Below are 23,441 nucleotides of genomic sequence, written 5' to 3'. Positions count from 1 at the left end.
CTTTTTTATTTCTCCTGCCCGCATTTTCCGCTGTCACCCAACTCTATCTATTGGAATTCAACGGATTTCCTGCAAATTGACTGACGGGATTATCGCCTTTGGCACGGGGAATCGATATAATCTGCCATATTTTTCCGGTGAGTGTTGAACAAAGCCGGAGCGAAGCAGTAAGCAACGGAGTTGAAAGTAAGTCATGTTAGAGAGAATCCGAGAAGGCTCGCAAGGCCCGTGGGCAATGATTATCATTGGTCTGGTCGTGCTGAGCTTTGTTTTTGCCGGTGTAGGGAGTTACCTGAACAGTTCCGGTGAAACTGTCGCCGCCACTGTAAATGGCGAAGAAATTGGTCTGAATGAGCTGGAGCGTGCTTATCAGTCACAGCGCAGCCGTATGGAATCACAATACGGTGAGAGCGTATCAGCGCTGTTTGCTGATGAAGGTTACATGCAGCAATTCCGTCGTGGTGTGCTGGATAGTTTGATCGACGAAAAGTTGGTTGAGCAAAAAGCACGCGAATTAGGATTGCGTGTGGGTGACGATCAAATCCGTGACACTATTCGAAAATTACCCGAGTTTCAGCTCGGTGGACAGTTTAGCAATGACCGCTATCTGGCCTTATTACGTCAAAATGGCTACCAGCCGTCAGATTTCCGCGATTTCCTGCGCACTCAATTAACCCGTGAACAGTTGACACGTGCTCTTGGCGTGTCTGATTTTGCATTGCCGGGCGAAGCCCGCCGGGTATATGACTTACAGGCTCAAACCCGTGATGCCCGATATGTCATTGTTGATGCGGCACCTTTTGCTGACGAAGTAGAAATTTCAGATGAAGATATTCAGGGTTATTATGACGCCAACATTACAGCGTTTGATACTGAAGAAAAAGTCAGCGTGGCCTATGTCAAACTGTCAGTAGATGACTTAAAAGGCGACGTGACTGTTTCTGAAGACGATGTGTCTGCATGGTACGAAGAAAATAAAGACCAGTATCGTGATGAAGAACAACGTCGTGTCTCTCATATTTTAATTGAAACCGGTGATGATGAAGCGGCAGCAAAAGAGAAAGCAGAAGCATTGCTGGCAGAAATCAAAGGTGGTGCCGACTTTGCAACTCTCGCAGAAGAAAATTCTGATGATAGTTTCTCTGCTGAAAATGGCGGTGACCTTGATTATATCACGCCGGGCATGATGGACGACGCTTTCGACTCAGCAGTATTCTCACTTAAGAATGTGGGTGATGTGACAGATGTCGTGAAAACAGAGTTTGGCTTCCATATCATCAAACTGACCGATCTGAAGCCTGAAACCATTAAGCCTTTCAGTGATGTTGCCGGTGAAATCCGTGAAAACCTCATCACTGAAAAAGCCACTGATCGTTTCTATGAACTTCAGTCCCGTATGGCAGAAGTAGCTTTTGAAGTACCGGACACTCTGGATGAAGTTGCGGCGATTGCTGATACATCTATTGAAACTACCGAGCTTTTTACCCGTAACAATGTACCTGCAGAAATCGATAATCCTCAGGTGGTTAATGACGTATTCTCTCCTGAATTAATCGAAGAGCAGGTGAACAGCGATCTCATCGAACTGGATGCCAGCACGGTAATGGTAGTGCGTGTTAACGAACACGAAGCACAACGTACCAAGTCGCTGGAAGAAGTGAAAGAGTCTGTTACAGCGTCTCTGCGCAATGAAAAAGCGCAGCAAGCAGCAAGGGAATGGGCGGAATCACAACTGGCTCAACTTGAAAGTGGCAACGATATAACTGACTCTCTGTCAGTCCGCTCGCTGGACTGGGAAACCGCAGAGAACGTGAATCGTGGTGATCAGCAATTACCACGTAACCTGCTTGACGTTCTGTTTACTTTGGCGCCTGTTGAAGGTAAATCCCGTCGTGTCACTTTATTAGGCAGCGGAGATGTGGCGCTAATTGAGTTGACGGCAGTACACGCCCCGGAAGCTGCTAATGACGCAACTATTTCTGCAATACGTGAGCGTCTTGCACAGGCGAACAGCCAGTCTACCTATGCAGCTTTTGTTAAAGCGCTGCGTGATGAGGCTGATGTTACCCTTGGTACGGCCCGTTAAACGACATTTGCTGAATCACAGAAGGTGCGCATTGCGCACCTTTTTTTTGCCACCGGCAGAACCGGTATATAAGGACTTTTAATGCGTATTCTTCACGCCTATGCAACGCGACTTCCGTTACCGGCTAAAAAGTACGGTGGCACGGAAAGGGTTATCTGGTCACTGGCTCAGGCTCAGATGAGGCAAGGTCATGAAGTCAAATTCCTGGCCCGCAATGCCGGTGAACTGGCCTCACAGACATTGAAATTTGACCGTGATAAGCCGGTCAGTGAGCAAATCACAGACTGGCCTGATGTGGTGCATTTTCACTGGCCTTACGAAGGTGAGCTGGATAAACCGTTCCTGTGCACCGAGCATGGTAATGCAGGGGAAGCCAGAACTTATCCGCAGAATACGGTTTTCCTTTCGGAGAAACATGCGTCTAATCACCATGCCAGCTGTTACGTTTATAACGGACTGGACTGGCGGGATTATGGTGAGCCTCATACCGATAAGCCGGATAATTATTTTCATTTTCTCGGCAAGGCCCGCTCTGCACTGAAAAACCTGGACGGTGCTGTCCGCATTGCCGGCAACGTCAATGAGAAGCTGGCTGTGCTGGGGGGAAACCGGTTTAACTTCGGCAGAAATCCGTATTTCGATTTTCACCTTCACACCCGTTTCAAGGGTATGGTGGGCGGAGAGGAAAAGCACAGGTTAATCCGGCGCTCAAAAGGACTTATTTTTCCCGTACGCTGGCATGAGCCTTTCGGGCTGGCGATCACAGAAAGTTTGTTCCTGGGAACACCGGTATTTTCTACACCCTACGGCTCATTGCCTGAACTTATCAACAATGCTGATGTAGGTTTTTTGTCGTCAAGCTACAAAGAGCTTGAGCAGGCTGTTGCTCAGGCAGACAGTTTTTCCCGGCAGGCCTGCCACGAATATGCACGTGATGTGTTTAATGCTGAAGTGATGGAACAGCGTTATTACAAGCTTTACGAAGAGGTGATTAACGGTCACGTGCTGAATGATGCACAACCTCACGCCACGGGGAATGTATCAGAAATTCTCCCAATGACGGATTAACCTCCTCTGCCAGCCTGCGGAACAGAATTTTAAAGTTCCGCTTATTCCCGTTTTTCCGGACAGCTACATCCTTATCAGACCCTGTGTGTTAAAAACATCATCAGGGTATAAAACGCCGCGATGACCGCAGACAGCACCAGAATATAAATAAATCCCTGTTTACCCTGAGCGAGTGTCCATTTATTAGCTTTCAGATAGGCAAACCAGAGCAGGCTGAGTAGAAGAGGGAGCAGTACAATTATCTTTATCACGGGTAATCTTTTCCTTGTGTGTTGCAATTATGATGCGGAAAAACGTCACTATTTTCCAGTCATTACTCTTATATCTACATTAACTACTGATTTTATTAACAAATGTGTAATGGCCTGCCAATTGCTTACATCTCTTATAAGCAGAAGTACAAGTTCAGTAACCGGCTTAACGTCTGACCCGGTAATCAGACAGAAAATAAGTTGCAATGGAGGCAGTTAATGTTCAGTTTTAAAGCGTTGTGTGCGGGAGTCGTCGTTACCTTGACTGCAGGTCCTGTACTGGCCGCTGACAGAGCACAAAATATCACACTGGATGATTACAGTTTTCCCGTTACTGAAGTGTCAGCGCTGACACCGGCTGAACCGGCTGCTGATGAGATTTTGCAACCCGGCATGATCCTCGGTTATGACGTATACCGGACAGGTAAAGTTGTCGGCAGAGATCCGCTGACCGGTACCGTATCAATCGCCATTGCCGGTCAAACCGTTCGTATTCGCCCGGATACCAGAGAAATTGTTGATATAGCCGGTTAATTTTACCTCCCCTGATATCCATCCTGCTTTTCCCGTTATTCGTCCGTAACTCCGTGTCCGGCTGTTGATGATTAGTAATTGAAGCATATAATAAGTATTGCTTACTAATTGAGGTTGGTATGGAAAATTCCACATCCAGTAAAACCCCCTGTTACTACGATACCCGGCATGGCCCGGTAGAAGGTTTTTTACTGGCTGATATCACAAGGCGCATGCGTGGCGCTTTTCAGGACAGGTTAGATGGCAGTGATCTCACCCTTTCACAGGCGAGAGCACTGAAACTGATAGCCATGAATCCCGGTGTACAGCAAAAAGCGCTTGCGCAGATGCTTGAAATCCAGCCAATGACTATTGCAAAGCTGCTGGACAATCTCGAGTTACGGGGGCTGGTTCGCCGGGATAAGGACCCTGCAGACCGCCGTGCTCACCTGATTAACCTGACCGCAGATGCAGAACCCGTCTTAAAAACCATCAAAGTGACAATTGAAGCATTGCGCGAGGAAATGCTGCAGGACCTCAGTGAGCAACAACGGGCACAGTTTGTCGATGTGCTGACGCTCATTCGTGAACGTCTTATATCAATGTCTTTCTGATACGGAGAATTAAATGTCAGAAGAATCCACAAAAGCTGCGCCGTCTTCACGCAGCAAAAGATTTTTATTTATGGTCGTTGTCCCGGTACTGGCATGTCTTGCCGGTGGTGCGGCATGGTTACATGGCGGGCGACTGGTTGAAACGGATAATGCTTATGTTAAAGCCGATCTAATCCAAATCAGTCCTCAGGTCAGCGGTAATATTATTCACGTCAATGTGCGTGAAAATCAGCAAGTCAAAAAAGGCGATATTCTTTTTGAAATTGACGCTGAACCCTATCAGGTAGCCATGGAGAAGGCTGTTGCGAATATGGCACAAGTCAGAACAGAACTGTCTGCCCTGAAAGCCTCTTACGTTGAGAAGCAAACGGAACTGAAACTGGCAGAAAGTAAGCTGGCCTATGCGCAAAAAGAGGAAGTTCGTCAGGATAACCTGTTGAAAAAGCGCTATGTGTCGGATGCAGATTTTGACGCAGCCCATCAAAATGTGGCCATTGCCAGACTTAACGTACTGGCGGTAAAAGATGATCTTAAACAAATCGCAGAGTCTCTCGGAGGCAGCGATACACTGCCGGTAGAGCAGCACCCTGATTATCTGGCAGCAAAAGCGACGCTGGCGGAAGCACTGCTTGATTACAAACATACACAGATACTGGCACCGCAGGACGGGGTAGTGCGTATACCGCCTAAAACCGGGCAGTATTTTGCTGCCGGCAGTCAGGCCTTGTCGATGGTCATGAACCGGCAAATGTGGATTGAGGCAAATTATACTGAAACCGATCTGACCTGGGTCAAGCCCGGTCAGCAAGTGACCATCAACGTCGATACTTATCCGGATCATCAGTGGCACGGAGTCGTAGAGAGTTTGAGTCCGGCAACCAGCGCGGAATTTTCAGTGCTGCCAGCACAAAACGGGACCGGGAACTGGGTGAAGATCGCCCAGCGTTTGCCTGTGCGCATCCGGCTTGATGATGAGCCTGATTTGCCGTTATTAAGAGCAGGGCTCAGTGTGATTACGGAAATTGACACGCAGCATCAGCGTTCAGTATTAGGGCTGACACTGTAGATGTCTGCACAGCCGGATACGTCATCATCATCTGCTAACCGCGTCATGATCACCTTATCGGTGATGCTGGCGACTATCATGCAGGCGCTGGATACAACTATCGCTAATGTGGCCTTGCCCCATATGCAGGGAAGTATGAGTGCCACGCAGGATCAGATAAGCTGGGTGCTGACCAGCTACATTGTTGCCGCAGCGATTTTCATACCGCTTACCGGATTGCTTAGTGCCAGATTTGGCCGCCGCCGCTTGTTCATGTGGTCAGTAGTCGGATTCACTGTGGCATCCATGCTTTGCGGCGCAGCGCAGAACTTAAATCAGATAGTGATCTTCCGGTTGCTGCAGGGGATATTCGGCGCCAGCCTGGTGCCGTTATCCCAATCTGTACTGCTGGATACCTGGCCGAAAGAAAAACATGGACAGGCGATGGCCATGTGGGGCGTGGGCGTTATGCTCGGCCCTATTCTCGGGCCTACCCTTGGCGGACTACTGACAGAATATTATGACTGGCGCTGGGTGTTTTACATTAACCTGCCATTCGGTATCCTCGCCTGGTTTGGCCTTATGCGATTTGTCCCGGAAACTGAGCTGGATCCTGACAGACGTTTTGATCTCACAGGTTTTGCCATGCTGGCGCTGGCCATTGGCGCGTTACAAATGATGCTGGACAGAGGAGAGTCTCAGGACTGGTTTGCCAGCAGAGAAATCGTTATCGAAGCGGCACTGGCAGCGCTGGGTATGTATCTCTTTATTGTGCATATATTCACTCACCGTAAACCTTTTATCGAACCGGCCATGTTCCGCGACAGAAATTTCTCGGTGGGGCTGCTGTTTATCTTTATCGTCGGTATTATTTTGCTGGCCACCATGGCGCTGTTGCCACCGTTTATGCAAAACCTCATGGGCTATCCGGTGGTGGACGTAGGCTACCTGCTTGCTCCGAGAGGAATAGGCACCATGATTTCAATGATTCTGGTGGGGCGCCTTTCAGGTAAAGTCGATGTGCGGCTGATGATATTTACCGGACTCATGCTGATGAGTTACTCATTGTGGGCGATGACCCTGTTTACTGCGGATGTCAGTGCCCATGAAATTATCCGTACCGGTGTTATTCAGGGGCTGGGCCTGGGATTTGTTTTTGTGCCCCTCTCAACCGCCAGTTTCGCCACACTGGCGGCCTCGTACCGTAATGAAGGTACAGCATTGTTCAGTTTGTTACGCAACATTGGCAGCAGCATCGGCATCTCTGTGGTGATGACCTATCTGGCTCAGTCTGCACAGCGGAATCATGCAGTATTTGCAGAATTTATGTCGCTGGATAATGCCGGCTTTAAGGAAAGTGTGGCTCACGGAATTTATGCGACGTCGGGTACAGGGTTGAGCAGCCTCAATACACTGGTCACTACTCAGGCAACCACGCTGGCATACCTGCAGGATTTTCGCCTGATGATGTGGATCACTCTGGCATCGGTTCCGCTTTTGTTGCTTATGCGTCCTGCAACTGCGCCGGCCAAAGCAGCATAACCAGTTAATATAACAAAGCCGGGGCAACGGTTTGCCCCGGCTTTGAGCATTCCATTCATAAAACGTTACCGCGTTACGCTGATTTTCTCCATTTCATCTGCGTTTGATGCACGGGTGTTATCAAGACGGAAATCCAGTTGAACCAGTATACCTGTCTGGCGCATGGCTTTACCGCCCTGAACCCGTGGCTTATATTCCCACTGAGACAGGGCAGCTCTGGCACTCTCGTCAAAAACGCCATCAGGAAAGGCATCCACAATTTCAATATTCTCTGTAGTGCCGGTGGCAGAAATATCAAACTTCAATATTACCGAGCCTTCCTGATTGTTTGCGGCGGCTTCAGCCGGGTAGACAGGGTCAATTCGCATAACGGGCTGCGCAAGATTAACCTGTTCTGCTTTCACCGGCGTACCGGCGAGCTTTGCCAGCGCAGTGTTTGCTGTAAAAATACTGATAGCAAGGCAGGTGGCCAGAGTAATTGTTTTATTGCCCGTGGTGGTTTTTTGCATCTGTGTAAGGCGTGTAAGCATGGTTTTCTTTTCTCCGTAAGCGGGGTACAAGGTGTTATTGCCGGTAGTATGCTCAGCACACTGCACAAGTGCTTTTGCATAATGAATTTTGTCTGCCTGAGATTTGTGTCTCAGCACTGCTGCGTCGCATGAAACTTCCTGGCAGGTGCGGAAAGCTGACAGCGCTGCCCAGATCAGAGGGTTGAACCAGAACAGGCTCAGTAATATCAGCGCTAAAGCATTCCACAGGTGGTCGCCCCGGCGCAGATGGGTTTGTTCGTGCTCGATGATCATTGATTGCTGTCTTTCCGTGAACGCGCTGTGGAAAAACGCAGGCATGATCATCTGCGGACGGAGTATCCCGAACAGCAGTGGCGTTGAAACGGCGGGACTGACCAGGTAGTGTCTTGAATGCAGACTTGCTGTACAGTGTTTGTTTGCGATGTGCCTGGCCAGAGCCACGTAGCGAAAAACAACACTGGCAGCAATCAGGAATGCGCCGGCAGCCCATATGAACAGAAAGGTGTTGCCAGCAGGGCTGGCGATTAAAGAGCCGGTTCCGGTTACATAGCGGCTTACCGGACCAGCCGGTAAGCTCACTGCTGAAGCAGGCAGGTTATGGGCAATGAGCACCACGGGTACCAGCAGCCAGAGCTGATACGCCTGGCCGGCGCCTAAAGCAGGAATAAGAAAGCGCACGGTTAACATCAGAAAAATAAGCGCAACAGACAGTACAACCTGCTGTTGCAGCAACCAGTCAGTCATTGTTCTTCTCCCACTTTTCAATCAGTGCTTTCAGTTCATCCACATCCTGTCTGGAAAGACTGTTCTGGTTGGCAAAGCCGGCAACCATAGGCGCAATCTTGCCTTTGAACATCCGGCTGACAAAATTGGCCGTTTCTTTTTTGGTGTAATCTTCACGGGCGATGAGCGGAGTGTACAAATATTGCCGCTGCAATTTCTCAAAGCTGATAACCTGCTTTTTCACCAGCCGGCTAAGCAAGGTTTTGATGGTTTTCTCATGCCATGCTTTGCGGGAATTTAAACGCGCAATAATGTCTGCTGATGTCGCCGGGTAGCCATCCCATAATGCATCCAGCACGTCAAATTCAGCGTTTGAAATATCGGGCTTCTGGTTTTTATCTTCTGACATTGTTATGTCTCTTATGGATTACGCTTGTAGTCTTAATTTAAGATTACACATGTAATCAATGTGTGCAAGTTTATTTTTCAATCAGCGCTTAATTAAACGGAAAAACACCAGTGACATGCATCAATGCAGAAAGGGTAGTGGATAATGAAAAGCCCTGATGAACAGGGCTTTTACAGGCAGGGCATGGTTTTATTGTAGTAACTTGTCAGGCTGATTTCGCCAGTGAAGCATCCTCAAGATAGCGCTTACGCTTTTTGTCAGTGAGGCTGTCAGTATCGACGACGACAAGCCCGTCTATACAGTCGTTAAAGTCCGGGTCCACGTTGAAATCAAGAAACGCAACGCCGCCGGCTTTAGTGATCTCAGAATATTGCTTATACAGCGTTGGTACATTGACACCCATATTCGCCAGCAAGTGTTTCAGTTGGGTAAATTCGGCTTTGTAGTCTTCACCCGGGAAGATGTCCTGCACTTCCGGTGATACCTGATAGGGTAGCCGTGATGAAGCACTGCCGAATTTTGCCGGAAAGTGGGTACGGTAAAACTGCACCAGCAAATCTTTGGCAGGTTGCGGATAAGCGTTGCTTATTGATACTGCTCCGAACAGATACCGGTATTTCGGATAACGGCTCAGAAATGCACCAATACCAATCCATAAATAATCCAGACTTCGTTTACCCCAGTACTGAGGCTGCACAAAACTCCGGCCCAGCTCCAGACCTTCTTTGAACAGAGCGTCGTTGTCATTGCCATAATTGAACAGGGTAGCTGAATACAGGCCGGTGGGATGGCCTTCTTCGGTCAATACGGATGCGTCGCCGAAGCGGTAGGCGCCGGCAATCTCAAGATCGTTTTCATCCCACAGGACAAGGTGGTAGTAGTGGGAGTCATACTGGTCAATATCACGGCGGCGGTTAGTACCTTCGCCCACCGCGCGAAAAGCGATTTCTCTCAGCCGGCCAATTTCCCGCATAATGGGCGAATAGCCCTGATGCTGATACAGGTAAATATGTTTGCCGTCTGCAGTATGACCCAGGTGCTCACATTGTTTAATGGCACGGGTCAGTTCTTTGCGGTCTTCCGGCGTGGCGATGGGAGCCTGAGTGGGCAGTACGCCCTTGCGGTTACCACCGATGCGGTATAAATGACGTTTAAACAGCTTAACCTGCTCTTTCAGAGGCAGGGTGAGCTGGCTGTATGCTTCGTAAGGAACTACCTCGCCAATGCGCATGGGTAAGTGCTTTTTGCGCTGCTTAAACATCTCTTTGACCAGCAGCACAGTTGCCAGAGGTTTGTAAATCATAGACACGCCGTAAAACAACGGCGAGTTTTTAGCGTCAATGTAAACCGGCAGCACTGGTGATTTGGTTTGTCTGGCGATACGAAGGAAACCTGTATGCCAGCGGGTATCACGTACCCCTTGCGGACGAAGCCTGGAAACCTCTCCGGCCGGAAAAATCAGTACAGCCCCGTCACCGTGTAAATGCTTATGTATGGCTTCAAGGTGCTGTTTAGGTGTGCCGCCCTGCATGTTATTAACCGGCAGCAGCATGTTGTGCAAAGGTTCAACGGCCATCAGCATCTGATTGGCGACTACTTTTAAGTCGTGGCGTACTTCACTGACCAGTTTAATTAATGCAAGACCGTCGAGGGTACCAATCGGGTGGTTGGCAATAATGACAACTTTGCCTTCGGTGGGGATACGCTCTTTTTCCACATCGCGGGTAGAGTAGCTTATATTAAAGTACTCGAGCACCTGTTCAACGAAGTCTATATCCACGTAGTGAGGATAGGTTTCACTGAACTCGGTCATTTCCCGCTCATGCAGCAGGTGGCGAAGTACAAAAGACAGCGATTTAAATAGCCAGGGTTTATCCGCAACCTGCGGATAATGCCGGGTCAGTACATCATCAACAGTAAACATATTTTATCCCATTGTTTTGAGCGAACGATATCAACTGAGTGTGACGCTTTTTACACAGTTTCATGGCATTTCCGTGACAGAGTGCTTCACCTGCTGGCAGCGTTGCCGGTTAGTTATTATTTGTTTACTAAGCTGCTTTCGTTGCTTTTGAGCGTGGCTTGAACTCGGTAACAGACGCCCGTGCCTGCATATGATCAATCCAGCTGATAAGCGCCAGATTTCCCTGTAAATCTTCGCCAAGGGCTGAGCAGTTTTCTATCCAGTCGCCATCATTGATGTAATGGATACCATTCTCCATGGTGCTTTCCGGGTGGTGAATGTGGCCGCAAATCACACCATCAAGCCCCATCTTTCTCGCCCTGCCGCAGCAGGCTTCTCGGTAACGGCTGATGGCTTCGTTAGCCCCTTTGATATGCTTTTTGATGTAGCCTGCCAGAGACCAGTAGTGGTTGTTGCGCCACTGACGGAAGCGGTTAAACCAGCGGTTGAGGAACAGAAGCAGGTCGTAGCCTTTATCACCAATCCAGGCGTGGAATTTTCCCAGGGTCACATCAGCATCGAACTGATCGCCATGAAGGATAAGATACTTTTTGCCCTGCAGGGTGGTATGAACATATTCTCTGCGGATCTCAATTTCGCCAAAATCCATTCCGGAGTAAGACTGTAACGGCTCGTCATGATTGCCGGGCAGATACACCACTTTGGTCCCTTCACGGCTCATTTTCATAAATGTATGAAGCACCTGATTGTGCGCCTCAGGCCAGCGAAATTGCCGCGACATCTCCCACATATCGACGATATCGCCAACCAGATAGAGGGTGTCGACGGTGACATTGTTAAGAAAGTCGAGAAGGTATTCAGCCTTGCAATCTTTATTGCCAAGGTGAATGTCAGATAACCACAGTGTGCGGTAGTGAGTGCGTTTCATAGCCGGTCCCAAAGCAGTAACTTTGGAAGGACATCTTAGGATGGTTAATTGACAGTCAGGTGACGGCAGGTTTACAGGTTAGTGAAGGTTGTCTGACAGTATCGTGACAACGGCTGTATGCGGAGAGTAAGAACTGGCCGCATCCGCTGACGCAGCCAGTTTTGCGATTTATCCGGCCATAAGGGGGGGAATATCTGCCAGCAGCAGTTCTGCACTCTGATATCGTGTGTTGCCTACTTTGCAGTACCCGCCGAATGCATAAAGCGCTTTCAGCTTGCGCTCTACCTGCGGTGTGAGTTCGTCTGCAGACAATTCGTGGGTCTCAATCCCTTTGTTATCATGTACCTGGATTTTCATCGTTGTAATCTCACCTTTGATTGTACAAATGTGTTAACTGCACCGGGTTCTTAGCAGGAACTTCCGCCTGTGACACTCAGCATTAAGCTCTTAACACTAACAACCTTAGCAAAATTTCTACCAGCTCAGCTTACTGCTGTTATCACCAGCGAAAGTTCGCCAAAAGTCGCCGAAATGCACGTAATAGTGCGGTCAGGTTCAGCACTGTACCTGACACTAACAAATGAAAATGACGTTTGCGTTGCTACCAGGCAACACACTTTTGTGTAGTTTTTTCGCAGCGGCGGGAATTGCCTCTCGTCAATTTTGCATTATTACCTGTACCTCAGTTACAGTACCACGGTGTCCCGCTCCTATTAAGTAAAGCTATTTAAAACAGGAAAATGCTGCACAACGGGACTTTGCAGAAACAGGATTTACCGGATAAAGGATTATTAATGCAGAACTTGTTTTTTATTTTATTGGCATTGCTCATTACGGGCTATTCGCAATTCTCCTGCGCAGCTGTTCGTGGCAGTAATGAAACGGTGTTGATTGATTCCAAAATTCTCGGTGAAACGAGAGAGCTTCTTGTCCATCTCCCTAACAATTACAGGCTTTATGAAAATAAGCAATATCCTGTGCTGTTTCTTCTGGACGGACAGAGAAATTTAAATCATGTAGCCGGCACACTGGATTTACTGAACCAGTCAAATATGGCGCAAGAGATGATAATCATAGCCATTATGAATACCCACAGAACAAGGGATTTTACACCTACAAGAAATCCTGATTATGACGAGTGGGGAAATTCCGGGGGAGCGGATGATTTCCTTTCATTTATTGGTCAGGAGCTTATTCCTCATGTAGATGAAAATTTCCGCACAAATGGATTACGGATTTTGTCCGGGCATTCGTTAGGCGGGCTACTGACCGTTTATGCTCTTCAGACGAGGCCTGCACTTTTTCAGGCATACTTTGCATTCAGTCCCAGTTTATGGTGGCATGATGAGGTGATTTTCAAGCAAGCACGGGACTTTTATCAGAACACTCCTGAATTGAACAAATACCTTTACGTAAATCTGGGAAGTGAAGACGGACAAATGCAAAGTGCTTTTGAACGCTTTACGTCTTTACTGGGTGAGCGTGTGCCGGATGGTTTTTTCTATAACATGGACTTAGATACTTCTGAAACACACAACACCATCGCGCTTGCCGGACATGCTCTCGCACTGAAGCACTTTAATAATCTACTTTTGCCGGCTCCTGACGTACTGGAAAAGGGAGAGAAGGCGGTTTTGCAATTCTACGCAGATCAGTCAGAGCGGTATAGCTTCAACGCAAAGCCAGTTTATAAAGCAATTAATTATTTGGGTTATAAAGCGTTGGGTGAAAAGGATTTTAAGAACGCGATTACACTATTTCAGAATAACGTCAGGACTTTTCCCGAAATGGCTGATGCTTATGACAGTTTAGCTGATGGCTACCAGGCAAATGGTGAAATCGACAAAGCATTGAAGATGCGTACGCTGGCTGTGGAAAAAAGTATATCTGAAAATGTGGAGGCAGGTGCGTATAAAACCCGCAGAGCAAACCTGTTGAAACTGATGAGGGAGGGGAAGACTGATACTCAGGGACGGTAGTCAGTGATAAAACATAGCCGGGTAAAATTGCAGACATAAAAAAAGCGCCTTAAGGCGCTTTTTACTTCTCGTCAGCTTGTCTTACAGCGCTTTGATTTGCGCAGACAGACGGCTCTTATGACGAGCAGCTTTGTTCTTGTGAATCAAACCTTTGGTTGCCATTCTGTCAAGTACCGGAGTAGCAGCGGCCAGTGCAGCTTGTGCACCTTCTTTATCACCTGCAGCGATAGCGGCAACTACTTTCTTGATGCTTGTACGAGTCATGGAGCGACGGCTGGCATTATGCTGACGACGCTTTTCGGCTTGAATTGCACGTTTCTTAGCAGACTTAATGTTAGCCAAGGTGTAACTCCCAAAATAAATACATGTCTAAAAAATAGGGCGTGGATTATGCTCATCCGGCGACCAAATGTCAAACTATTTTGCCCGACACCTCAGGAAAAATAGTTTTGAGATTGCGCAATAAAAGGCATCCCCCGTGAGATGCGCGGATTATAGCAGGGCAAAATGGGGAATTCATCTGTCTGTCATGTTTTTTTCATCTTTAATTCAACACACTGTTACGGTACAGAATTTTTCTCTGCGGAGATTTCGTCAAACCCCCGCTTCCGCTATAGTGACGGTCTGAATTTTTCAGTTAGCAGGGCGCGTGTGTCAGGAAAGTTATTGAAGTCGGGGATCATTGTCAGTGTGATGACATTCATCTCCCGCATACTCGGGTTAGTCAGGGATGTGGTTGTAGCGAAACTCATGGGAGACGGCGCGGCAGCTGACGTATTCTTCTTCGCAAACAAAATTCCCAACTTCCTGCGACGCCTGTTTGCTGAAGGGGCGTTTGCCCAGGCATTTATTCCTGTGCTCACTGAAGTGCACCATCAGGACGACAAGGCAGAACTGCGGGCTTTTATTGCGAGGGTCTCCGGTACGCTGGGTGCGATTGTTTTTGTGGTAGCCATATTGGGTGTTCTTGCTTCCCCGGTACTCACAGCCATTTTTGGTACAGGCTGGTTCATCGCCTGGTGGCAGGGAGAGGAAGCCGGTGAAAAATTTGAGCTCGCTTCTGTCATGCTTAAAATCACCTTTCCTTATCTTGCCTTTATCACATTAACCGGATTGGCAGGGGCGATTTTAAATACGTTAAACCGCTTTGCCGTGGCCGCTTTTACGCCGGTATTACTGAATATTTGTATCATATTATGCGCCTGGTTCGTGGCACCGGCTTTATCCCAGCCGGCTTTTGCGCTGGCATGGGGCGTCTTTATTGGCGGTATCGTTCAGCTTCTATTCCAACTGCCGTTTCTGTACCGGGCCGGATTACTGGTAAAGCCAAAATGGGGCTGGCATGATCCCGGTGTGGTGAAAGTACGCACATTAATGATCCCCGCACTGTTTGGTGTGTCGGTAGGGCAGATCAATCTGCTGTTCGACACTCTCATTGCCAGTTTTCTTGTTACCGGCTCAATCAGCTGGCTTTATTATTCAGACCGGTTGCTGGAGTTTCCACTCGGTTTGTTCGGTATTGCCATCGCAACGGTCATTCTGCCGACTTTGTCGCGCAATCATGTGGCGAACGACCCCAAAGCATTCAGTGGCAACATGGACTGGGGCGTACGTATGGTGTCGTTACTGGGTATTCCTGCTGCTGTGGGTCTGGCATTTATGGCTGAGCCGATTATGACAGTTATTTTCCAGCGTGGTGCTTTCACTGCTGAAACGGCCCGTATGGCATCCTATTCGCTGGTGGCCTATGCCTTCGGACTAGTGAGTTTTATGTGGGTAAAGGTGCTCGCGCCCGGGTTCTTTTCACGCCAGGATACCAAAACACCAGTAAAATTCGGGATCTGGTGCATGATTGCCAATATGGTGTTTAACCTGATTTTCGCTATTCCTTACGGCTACATTGGCCTCGCTATCGCGACCTCTTTGTCAGCCACACTGAATGCCGGTCTGCTTTACACAACACTGCATAATAACGGTGTGTACAGGGCCAGCAGAGAAACGCTGTTTTTCCTTATTAAGGTGGTGATTGCCAGCACTCTGATGGCGGGTGTCATTGTGTATTTTGATCAGGGTGACGCATTTTATGCGCTGGATTTAACTGCACAAATTTACCATGTGACTCTCACTATTGGCTCCGCTGTAGCTGTTTTCCTCTTCGTTTTGCTTGTTTCAGGTGTCCGCAAACGACACTTTCGGGCATTTGGCGGATAAACTATGCGCAACGATTGGTATTACGGTGCGGGTCGTTTATAATCGCGAGCTTTGTCATTCAGTCTCAGGCTTACAGGAACCCGGCAGCAAGTGGAATTAATTCGCGGTCTTCATAATTTGCGCCCCGATCATAGCGGGTGCGTGCTGACTATTGGCAAGTTTGACGGTGTTCACCGGGGCCATCAGGCAGTACTGGCAAATGTACATGAAAAAACCCGTGAACTCGGCTTGCCTTCTACCGTTATGGTTTTTGAGCCTCAGCCCGAAGAGCTGTTCAGTCCCGATACAGCTCCTGCGCGCCTGAGTACCTTACGGGAAAAATATCAGTTACTGAAAGCACAGGATGTTGACCGTTTATTGTGTGTCCGCTTTGACGAGTATTTTGCCAGTCAGTCTGCAGACACCTTTATCGAAGAGTTGCTGGTTGAGCGTCTCGGCGTGAAATTCCTGGTGGTAGGCGATGACTTCCGTTTTGGCCGTGGTCGCCGCGGTGACTTTTCCATGTTGCAGCGGGCAGGGCAGAGCATGGGGTTTGAAGTCGCAAGTACCCAGAGCTTTATGGTCGATGATTGCCGCATCAGTTCCACAGCTGTGCGTGAAGTACTGGCTGCCGGTGAATTTGAAAAAGCCGGTAACATGCTGGGGCGGCCATTCGTGATAGATGGTCGAGTGGTTCACGGGGAGAAAAAAGGGCGCACAATCGGGTTCCCGACTGCCAATGTATTACTGAAACGTTCCCGCCCGGCCATTAACGGCGTATTTGCCGTAACCGTGGATGTGAATGACACCCGCTACTATGGCGTGGCCAATGTGGGTTCCCGTCCGACTGTGGCGGGTAAACGCACGCAATTGGAAGTGCATATATTTGGCTATAGCGGTTCGCTGTACGGCGGGCTGATAAAAGTCTATCCGGTAAAGAAATTACGGGATGAAGAAAAATTCGCGTCATTTGACGCATTGAAACAACAGATTCAGCGCGATGCGCAGGCAGCAAGAGCGCTGTTTGGCATTGCCGGCATTTAATTATCAAATTGTTGCGACTTTTCGCAACGGCAGGTGGACGGAAATAACGAGTTTATGAGCGATTACAAACCGACATTGAATTTACCGGAAACGCCTTTTCCTATGCGTGGCAACTTAGCGCAAAGAGAACCGGCGATGCTTAACGATTGGCAGGAAAAAGACCTGTACAAACAAATTCGCGCAGCAAAAGCAGGTAAGAAGCCATTTATTTTGCACGATGGCCCTCCTTATGCGAACGGTGATATTCACATTGGTCACGCTGTAAACAAAATTCTGAAAGACATTATCGTTAAGGCTAAAACCTTATCTGATTTCGATGCGCCTTATGTTCCCGGTTGGGATTGTCACGGTCTGCCCATCGAATTAATGGTTGAAAAGAAAGTCGGTAAGCCGGGCGTAAAAGTCTCTGCGGCTGAGTTTCGTCAGAAGTGCCGCGACTACGCGCAAAAGCAAATCGATGGCCAGATGGCAGATTTTAAACGCCTCGGTGTGTTTGGTGAGTGGGATAATCCCTATAAAACCATGGATTTTAAGTCTGAAGCCGACATCATCCGCGCGCTGGGGAAAATTGCAGACTCCGGACATCTGGAAAAAGGTTTCAAACCGGTTCACTGGTGTACAGACTGTGGTTCAGCGCTGGCAGAAGCAGAAGTTGAATATAAAGATAAGGTCTCGCCAGCTATCGATGTGAAATTCCCGGTAGCGGATGCAGACGCAATTGCTGCTGCATTTGGTGTGTCTGCCGGTGACTTAAAAGCGCATAATGCGTCAGCGGTTATCTGGACCACCACGCCATGGACATTGCCTGCCAACCGCGCGATTAGTTTGCATTCTGAATTGACGTATTCACTGGTTGAACTGGACGGCGGCGACTGGATAATTCTGGCGGAAGATCTGGTTGAAAGCTGTATGACACGTTACAGCGTGGAAAACTTTAAAACAGTGGCAAGCTGCACGGGCCAGTCACTTGAAAAGCTGACCGTTAATCACCCGTTCCTGGATATTACAGTACCGTTCATTTTAGGTGACCACGTTACTACGGACTCCGGTACCGGCCTTGTACACACAGCACCGGCTCACGGTGTGGACGACTTCAATGTTGGTAAGCAATACGACATCGAAGTTTACAACCCTGTTGCAAATAACGGTGTCTATAATGATGAAACGCCGCTGTTTGCCGGTCAGTTCGTGTTCAAAGCAAACAAACCGATCATCGAAAAGCTCGAAGAGAACGGCAACCTGCTGCTGAATATCAATTATGAGCACAGCTATCCCCATTGCTGGCGCCATAAAACGCCAATCATTTTCCGTGCTACGCCTCAGTGGTTTATCAGCATGGATAAAAAAGGCCTGAGAAAAGCGTCTCTGGAACAAATAGAGAAGACAGAGTGGATCCCTGAGTGGGGCCAGAACCGCATTGAGAAAATGGTAGAGGGTCGTCCTGACTGGTGTATTTCACGTCAGCGTACCTGGGGTGTGCCTATCCCCCTCTATGTACATAGTATTTCCGGTGAATTACACCCGGAGACTGCTGCTATCATCGAAACGGTGGCGCAAGCTGTTGAGCAAAAAGGAATACAGGCCTGGTGGGATCTGGACGATGCCGCACTGTTAGGTGCTGAAGCTGAGCAGTATGAAAAGGTGACTGATACGCTGGACGTATGGTTTGACTCAGGTGTAACGCATTATTTTGTTGTTGAACGTCGTGACGATATTCCTGCCAGCGCTGACTTGTACCTTGAAGGTTCTGACCAGCACCGTGGCTGGTTCATGTCGTCCTTAATGACTTCCACGGCTATGTATGGTCACGCTCCTTATAAAGAAGTGCTGACGCACGGTTTCACTGTGGACGCGCAGGGCCGCAAGATGTCCAAGTCCATCGGTAACGTGGTTGCGCCGCAGCAGGTCACGAACAAACTGGGTGCAGACATTCTGCGCTTGTGGGTAGCGTCGACCGATTATCGCGGCGAAATCGCGGTGAGCGATGAAATCCTGAAGCGCGCCGCTGATGCTTACCGGCGGATCCGTAACACTGCCCGTTTCCTGCTGGCTAACCTGAATGGTTTCGACCCGGTTAAAGATGCGGTTGCACCGGATAATATGGTTGCTCTGGATCGCTGGATCGTTGCCCGCACTGAAAAGCTGCAAAATGAAATCATTGAAGCGTACAACAATTACGACATGCTGGTGGTATCACAAAAACTGACTCACTTCTGTTCAATTGAACTGGGCAGTTTTTATCTGGATATCATTAAAGATCGTCAATACACGGCGAAAGGTGATAGTAATGCCCGCCGCTCGTGCCAAACTGCGTTGTACCACATCATCGAAGCGCTGGTTCGCTGGATGGCTCCGGTCACCAGTTTCACTGCTCAGGAAATCTGGGATGCGCTACCCGGTGAGCGCAGTGAATTTGTATTCACTGAAGCCTGGTACGAAGGCCTCGATGGCTTTGCGACAGAAGGCGGCTTCGACGATGCTTACTGGCATAAGGTGATGACAGTGAAAGACGCGGCCAACCAGGCGATGGAGCAGGCGCGTAAGGACGGTCAGTTAGGTGGTTCACTGGAAGCGAATATTAAACTGTTCGCAGATGACGCACTGAAATCTGTACTGGACAAGCTGGAAGATGAACTGCGTTTCGTCCTGATTACTTCCGGTGTTGAGCTGTTGCCGTTAAGCGAAAAAACAGACAGCGCGAAAGCCACAGAGCTGGATGGCCTGTTCATTGAAGTGACGAAAAGCAGCGGTGAAAAATGTGTTCGCTGCTGGCATCACCGTGATGACGTGGGCAGTCACGAAGCGCACCCTGAATTATGCGGACGTTGTGTAACTAACGTCGACGGTGAAGGGGAAAATCGTCAATATGCCTAAACTGTTGACTGATACCGGCCTGCGCTTTTTATGGATAAGTGCTGTCGTGGTGGTACTGGACTTATGGAGCAAGTACGAAGTTATCGGCAAAATGGCATTGTCTGAGTCCATTCAGATATTGCCGTTTTTCAACTTAACTTATGTACGTAACTACGGTGCCGCGTTCAGCTTTTTGCATGATGCCTCAGGTTGGCAACGGTGGTTTTTTACCGCGATTGCAGTAGGGGTGAGTGCCGTTATTCTATGGTGGCTGAAACAGGCCGGAAAAGAGCAGAAGCTGTTACCGGTAGCGTTTTGTTTTATTTTGGGCGGTGCCATAGGTAACGTTTACGACCGGCTGGTTCACGGTTTCGTTATCGACTTTTTAGACTTTTATGTTGGTCAGTCACACTGGCCGGCTTTTAACCTTGCAGACAGCGCCATTTTTATTGGTGCTGCCTTACTGGTGTGGGACATGCTTACCAGTAAAGATGAAAGCAATGCGTCTGACAGCGCCGGTTCAAATTCGTAACAGGAGCACGCAGTATGAGTGATTTTGTGATTAATGCCCAATCTGAAGTGATCATGCACTTCGATTTAAAGCTGGAAGACGGTTCTGCCGCTGACAGTACCCGTCTGAATAAGCCGGCCAAGCTGGTGATGGGCGATGGCAGCCTGACACCTAACTTTGAAGCGTGCCTGCTGGGTTTGAGTAAGGGCGATAAAAAGGCTTTTACGCTGGCCCCTGAAGACGCTTTCGGTCAGCCTAATCCGGATAACATCCATCATATGGATCGCACCCGTTTCAGCCATGATTTAAACCTTGAGGAAGGTATGATCGTGGCGTTTTCACAGCCTGACGGCAGCGAAGTCCCTGGCATTGTCAGAAGTCTTGCCGGTGATTCTGTTACCGTAGATTTCAATCATCCGCTGGCAGGTCAGACGGTGATTTTCGATGTCGAGATAATCGACGTTATTAATTCTGCAGCGTAAGGTTCAGCGGAGCGTTTTATGCAAATACATCTTGCCAACCCCCGTGGCTTCTGTGCGGGTGTAGACCGTGCCATTACTATTGTTGAACGTGCACTGGAAATGTTCAGCCCGCCTATCTATGTACGTCATGAAGTGGTTCATAATAAATTTGTTGTGGACGGGCTGAAAGAGCGTGGCGCACTGTTTGTCGATGAGCTGGATGAAGTGCCTGACGACAGTATCGTTATTTTTTCTGCTCACGGCGTCTCTCAGGCAGTACGAAAAGAAGCAGAGGCCCGCGGACTGAAAGTGTTTGATGCAACCTGTCCGCTGGTAACGAAAGTGCATATGGAAGTGACACGCGCCAGTAAAACCGGCACGGAATGTATTCTTATCGGTCACGCCGGACACCCTGAAGTAGAAGGTACGATGGGGCAGTACAATAATCCGGAAGGTGGTATTTATCTGGTGGAATCCAGCGAAGATGTTGCAAAGCTGGAAGTGAAGGATCCGCAGCATTTGTACTTCTGCAGTCAGACTACGTTATCGGTAGATGACACGGCGGATGTTATCGATGCACTCAGAGACAAATTCCCGGCAATCAGCGGTCCACGCAAAGACGACATTTGTTACGCTACACAAAACCGTCAGGATGCCGTGCGTGAACTGGCGACAGATTGCGAAGTGTTGCTGGTTGTCGGTGCTACGAACAGTTCGAACTCCAACCGTCTTCGTGAACTTGCGGAGAAAATGGGTGCGCAGGCGCATCTTATTGCCGATGAAAACTGTATTCAGAAAGCGTGGCTCGAAGGTGTTGAACATATCGGTGTTACCGCCGGTGCCTCTGCGCCGGAAGTGCTTGTGCAGCGGGTAGTCAATCAGCTTAAGGCATGGGGAGCGCAAAGTGCTTCTGAACGTCCCGGACGTGAAGAAAATGTAGAATTTGCCGTGCCTAAAGAGTTACGTATTAAACACCTATGAGCCCAACTCCGGTCAATAGGTAATAGCAATTCCCTGGCTGCGGGAGCAGGGGCACTAGACATTCATCGGTTAACCTGATGCTGGCACTATTCAAAACGTAATGGCTGATTATTCTCGCCAGTTAGTGGAAGGCTCAGTGCAGGTGCAAGCGATTTAGCACAGGGTATTGTTGCGCAACAGGCGGATGTCTAATCAAAGCGTGGTGGCTGTGGACACCGGTATAGTTCATCACATTGCAGGTTTACTGCCTAAATAAGTGATAAACATGATACTCGCCATTCGACCAGTTAGATTTTCAGCTCATCCGCCTGCGCGACTTACCCTGCTAAAAAGCGTTCACTGTCGAACACCGTTTTATTCTTCAACATATAATACATGCATCGCCCGAGTTTATGGGCCAGGGCCGAGAGAGCTTTTGCTTTACTCATGCGCTTTTGTAACTTAGCGAGATATGCTTGTGCACGCGGGTTGCCTTTCAAGAACAACACCGCAGCTTCCGAGAATGCCCACTTAAGATGTGCATTACCGATTTTATTGCCCTGAGTACCGTATGTTTTGCCTGCTGATTCCGCTTTGCATTTGACCAGCCGTGAATAGGAGGCGAACTTCTGAACACTCTCAAAGCGTTGGATATTGCCAATCTCGTAAAGAATTGTCAGAGCCAGAACCCGTCCGACACCCGGCAATGAACGTAGCAGATGATAGTCACGGCCGTTGTCATTTTTAGTTATCTTCTCTACATAACATTCGATACTGCTAACTTCATGGTCATAAATTTCAATCAGACGCAGATTCATATCCACACTGCGTTGTACCAGTGGATCAGGAAAATAGCCGCGCATAGAATCCCGGCCGGTGGTGTAACTTAAATCTGATTTTTCGGGAAGTGGCAGGTTGTACTAGGCAAGCGCATTCTTAACAAAGGCTTTTAATTCAGCCCTGTGACGCATGGCATGGGTTCGTCTACGCAACAAGTCCCGTATAGCGCGCTTTTCTTTTGGATAAACATACGCCAAAGGAAAATTACCGCCCCGCATGAGCTTGGCAATTTTATATGCATCGATTTTATCATTCTTGGTTTTGCCGCCATGAATAGCCTTCATGTACAAGGCATGGCCAAGAATAAAGTCGATGTTGTGCTGTTCGCAAAAGTCACTGAGCCAATACCAGCAATGCATACATTCTGCGCCGACAACGATATTTCCCAGATAGGGAGAAAGTAGTGTTAAAAGCTGTTCAGGCGAGTCTTTAATCTTCTTGTGAACCAGAATGTCTCCACGCTCATCAAGGATGCAAACGTAGAGCATTCGTGCATGAAGATCGATTCCGCAGTAAAAAGGATGTAAGTTAGTATAAAATTGCATTGAGTCTTCTCCGTTTGGGTTTGGTCGCCTTCCAGCTTAGCCAAGAAATTGGCTAAGCTGGGGAGAAGGCTCAATAAGTATCAATCACATTAAGTCGGTCGCAGGCTCGCTGGGACAGTAACACGTGGGCTCTGTCGCTTCGCTCGGATTTTAGCCCACGTGTTACTGCCCCTTATGTGGGTGTTAGCAACCAAAGGAAGGGTTTTACCACAGGATAATACCGCCACTGGTGAACATGATGAGTTAGCTCATTATCCAGCCGTTCTAACCGCCTGATACGTTCTTCGATGGTTTGCAGCTGTTCCTGCAAAACGATTTGCTGAGCAGGGTGAGATAATATGAGTTCGGTGAGCCAGCGTAGATGTTTCTTCGATCAGTTGGCCGTGCCTTCGTAACGAATATTGTTTCGAAGCAGTAAGGCTTTA

The 23,441-nt window shown here is 48.5% G+C and carries 20 protein-coding genes and 2 pseudogenes; 13 read left to right on the top strand and 9 right to left on the bottom strand.

Going from position 1 to position 23,441, the window contains the following annotated elements:
* Window positions 1-193 precede the first annotated feature (193 nt).
* On the top strand, window positions 194-2,086 hold the full coding sequence (gene ppiD, locus ACXAG2_RS15140) for a peptidylprolyl isomerase (protein ID WP_474868278.1): 1,893 nt from the start codon (window positions 194-196) through the stop codon (window positions 2,084-2,086).
* Between the two features lie 81 nt (window positions 2,087-2,167).
* Window positions 2,168-3,154, top strand: coding sequence for a glycosyltransferase family 4 protein (locus ACXAG2_RS15135; RefSeq protein ID WP_474868276.1), 987 nt, complete (start codon window positions 2,168-2,170; stop codon window positions 3,152-3,154).
* 74 nt (window positions 3,155-3,228) lie between these two features.
* Here the strand turns inward: ACXAG2_RS15135 and ACXAG2_RS15130 are convergent, their stop codons facing one another.
* Window positions 3,229-3,405 (bottom strand): hypothetical protein, encoded by a 177-nt coding sequence (locus ACXAG2_RS15130; RefSeq protein ID WP_474868275.1) that lies wholly within the window; start codon window positions 3,403-3,405, stop codon window positions 3,229-3,231.
* Window positions 3,406-3,624: 219 nt separating this feature from the next.
* Here ACXAG2_RS15130 and ACXAG2_RS15125 point away from each other — a divergent pair, with 219 nt between their 5' ends.
* From ACXAG2_RS15125 to ACXAG2_RS15110, 4 genes are all read left to right on the top strand, one after another.
* Window positions 3,625-3,939, top strand: a complete 315-nt coding sequence (locus tag ACXAG2_RS15125; RefSeq protein ID WP_474868274.1) for a hypothetical protein — start codon at window positions 3,625-3,627, stop codon at window positions 3,937-3,939.
* A 119-nt stretch (window positions 3,940-4,058) separates the two neighbouring features.
* Entirely contained in the window at window positions 4,059-4,532 is a 474-nt protein-coding gene (locus ACXAG2_RS15120) for a MarR family winged helix-turn-helix transcriptional regulator (protein WP_474868271.1), read from the top strand.
* Window positions 4,533-4,545: 13 nt separating this feature from the next.
* Complete coding sequence (locus tag ACXAG2_RS15115; RefSeq protein WP_474868269.1) at window positions 4,546-5,598, top strand: HlyD family secretion protein; 1,053 nt, start codon at window positions 4,546-4,548, stop codon at window positions 5,596-5,598.
* Window positions 5,599-7,119 (top strand): DHA2 family efflux MFS transporter permease subunit, encoded by a 1,521-nt coding sequence (locus ACXAG2_RS15110; protein WP_474868267.1) that lies wholly within the window; start codon window positions 5,599-5,601, stop codon window positions 7,117-7,119.
* A gap of 65 nt (window positions 7,120-7,184) precedes the next feature.
* Here the strand turns inward: ACXAG2_RS15110 and ACXAG2_RS15105 are convergent, their stop codons facing one another.
* From ACXAG2_RS15105 to ACXAG2_RS15085, 5 genes are all read right to left on the bottom strand, one after another.
* Window positions 7,185-8,393 carry a M56 family metallopeptidase gene (locus ACXAG2_RS15105; RefSeq protein WP_474868265.1) on the bottom strand — a complete coding sequence of 403 codons (1,209 nt, stop codon included), beginning with the start codon at window positions 8,391-8,393 and terminating at the stop codon, window positions 7,185-7,187.
* Window positions 8,386-8,781: a BlaI/MecI/CopY family transcriptional regulator gene (locus ACXAG2_RS15100; protein WP_303573072.1), complete on the bottom strand. Its 396-nt coding sequence runs from the start codon at window positions 8,779-8,781 to the stop codon at window positions 8,386-8,388. The genes ACXAG2_RS15105 and ACXAG2_RS15100 overlap by 8 nt, the downstream gene beginning before the upstream one ends.
* A 205-nt stretch (window positions 8,782-8,986) precedes the next feature.
* The gene (olsF, locus tag ACXAG2_RS15095; protein WP_474842546.1) at window positions 8,987-10,705 is read right to left on the bottom strand and encodes a bifunctional ornithine lipid synthase OlsF; all 1,719 of its coding nucleotides are present in this window, start codon (window positions 10,703-10,705) and stop codon (window positions 8,987-8,989) included.
* Between the two features lie 127 nt (window positions 10,706-10,832).
* The gene (locus ACXAG2_RS15090; RefSeq protein ID WP_474868262.1) at window positions 10,833-11,633 is read right to left on the bottom strand and encodes a UDP-2,3-diacylglucosamine diphosphatase; all 801 of its coding nucleotides are present in this window, start codon (window positions 11,631-11,633) and stop codon (window positions 10,833-10,835) included.
* A gap of 168 nt (window positions 11,634-11,801) precedes the next feature.
* Entirely contained in the window at window positions 11,802-11,990 is a 189-nt protein-coding gene (locus tag ACXAG2_RS15085; RefSeq protein WP_474868260.1) for a hypothetical protein, read from the bottom strand.
* 383 nt (window positions 11,991-12,373) lie between these two features.
* Between ACXAG2_RS15085 and ACXAG2_RS15080 the strand changes: the two genes are divergently transcribed.
* Complete coding sequence (locus ACXAG2_RS15080) at window positions 12,374-13,612, top strand: alpha/beta hydrolase-fold protein (protein WP_474868257.1); 1,239 nt, start codon at window positions 12,374-12,376, stop codon at window positions 13,610-13,612.
* A gap of 81 nt (window positions 13,613-13,693) precedes the next feature.
* On the opposite strand, the gene rpsT is transcribed toward ACXAG2_RS15080, so the two are convergent.
* A complete protein-coding gene (rpsT, locus tag ACXAG2_RS15075; RefSeq protein WP_119501969.1) occupies window positions 13,694-13,954 on the bottom strand; it encodes a 30S ribosomal protein S20 in 261 nt (86 codons plus the stop codon).
* 309 nt (window positions 13,955-14,263) lie between these two features.
* On the opposite strand from rpsT, the gene murJ reads away from it, so the two are divergent.
* The 6 genes from murJ (at window position 14,264) to ispH (ending at window position 21,652) form a co-directional block, all read left to right on the top strand.
* On the top strand, window positions 14,264-15,823 hold the full coding sequence (gene murJ / locus ACXAG2_RS15070) for a murein biosynthesis integral membrane protein MurJ (protein ID WP_474868255.1): 1,560 nt from the start codon (window positions 14,264-14,266) through the stop codon (window positions 15,821-15,823).
* 90 nt (window positions 15,824-15,913) lie between these two features.
* Window positions 15,914-16,846: a bifunctional riboflavin kinase/FAD synthetase gene (ribF, locus tag ACXAG2_RS15065; RefSeq protein ID WP_474868252.1), complete on the top strand. Its 933-nt coding sequence runs from the start codon at window positions 15,914-15,916 to the stop codon at window positions 16,844-16,846.
* A gap of 54 nt (window positions 16,847-16,900) precedes the next feature.
* The gene (gene ileS, locus ACXAG2_RS15060; RefSeq protein ID WP_474868249.1) at window positions 16,901-19,720 is read left to right on the top strand and encodes an isoleucine--tRNA ligase; all 2,820 of its coding nucleotides are present in this window, start codon (window positions 16,901-16,903) and stop codon (window positions 19,718-19,720) included.
* Window positions 19,713-20,231, top strand: a complete 519-nt coding sequence (gene lspA / locus ACXAG2_RS15055) for a signal peptidase II (protein ID WP_474868246.1) — start codon at window positions 19,713-19,715, stop codon at window positions 20,229-20,231. The genes ileS and lspA overlap by 8 nt, the downstream gene beginning before the upstream one ends.
* 14 nt (window positions 20,232-20,245) lie before the next feature.
* Window positions 20,246-20,692 (top strand): FKBP-type peptidyl-prolyl cis-trans isomerase, encoded by a 447-nt coding sequence (fkpB, locus tag ACXAG2_RS15050; RefSeq protein WP_349587971.1) that lies wholly within the window; start codon window positions 20,246-20,248, stop codon window positions 20,690-20,692.
* Between the two features lie 18 nt (window positions 20,693-20,710).
* Window positions 20,711-21,652 (top strand): 4-hydroxy-3-methylbut-2-enyl diphosphate reductase, encoded by a 942-nt coding sequence (gene ispH, locus ACXAG2_RS15045; RefSeq protein ID WP_474868243.1) that lies wholly within the window; start codon window positions 20,711-20,713, stop codon window positions 21,650-21,652.
* A 317-nt stretch (window positions 21,653-21,969) separates the two neighbouring features.
* Here ispH and ACXAG2_RS15040 read toward each other — a convergent pair.
* Both ACXAG2_RS15040 and ACXAG2_RS15035 read right to left on the bottom strand, forming a co-directional pair.
* Window positions 21,970-23,016: pseudogene (locus tag ACXAG2_RS15040) on the bottom strand (IS110 family RNA-guided transposase).
* 202 nt (window positions 23,017-23,218) lie between these two features.
* Window positions 23,219-23,441: pseudogene (locus ACXAG2_RS15035) on the bottom strand (IS110 family transposase); the annotation flags it as partial.

It is taken from the genome of Alteromonas sp. ABH4_456 (genome assembly GCF_056160645.1).
This window is presented reverse-complemented; position numbering and strand designations above follow the sequence as displayed.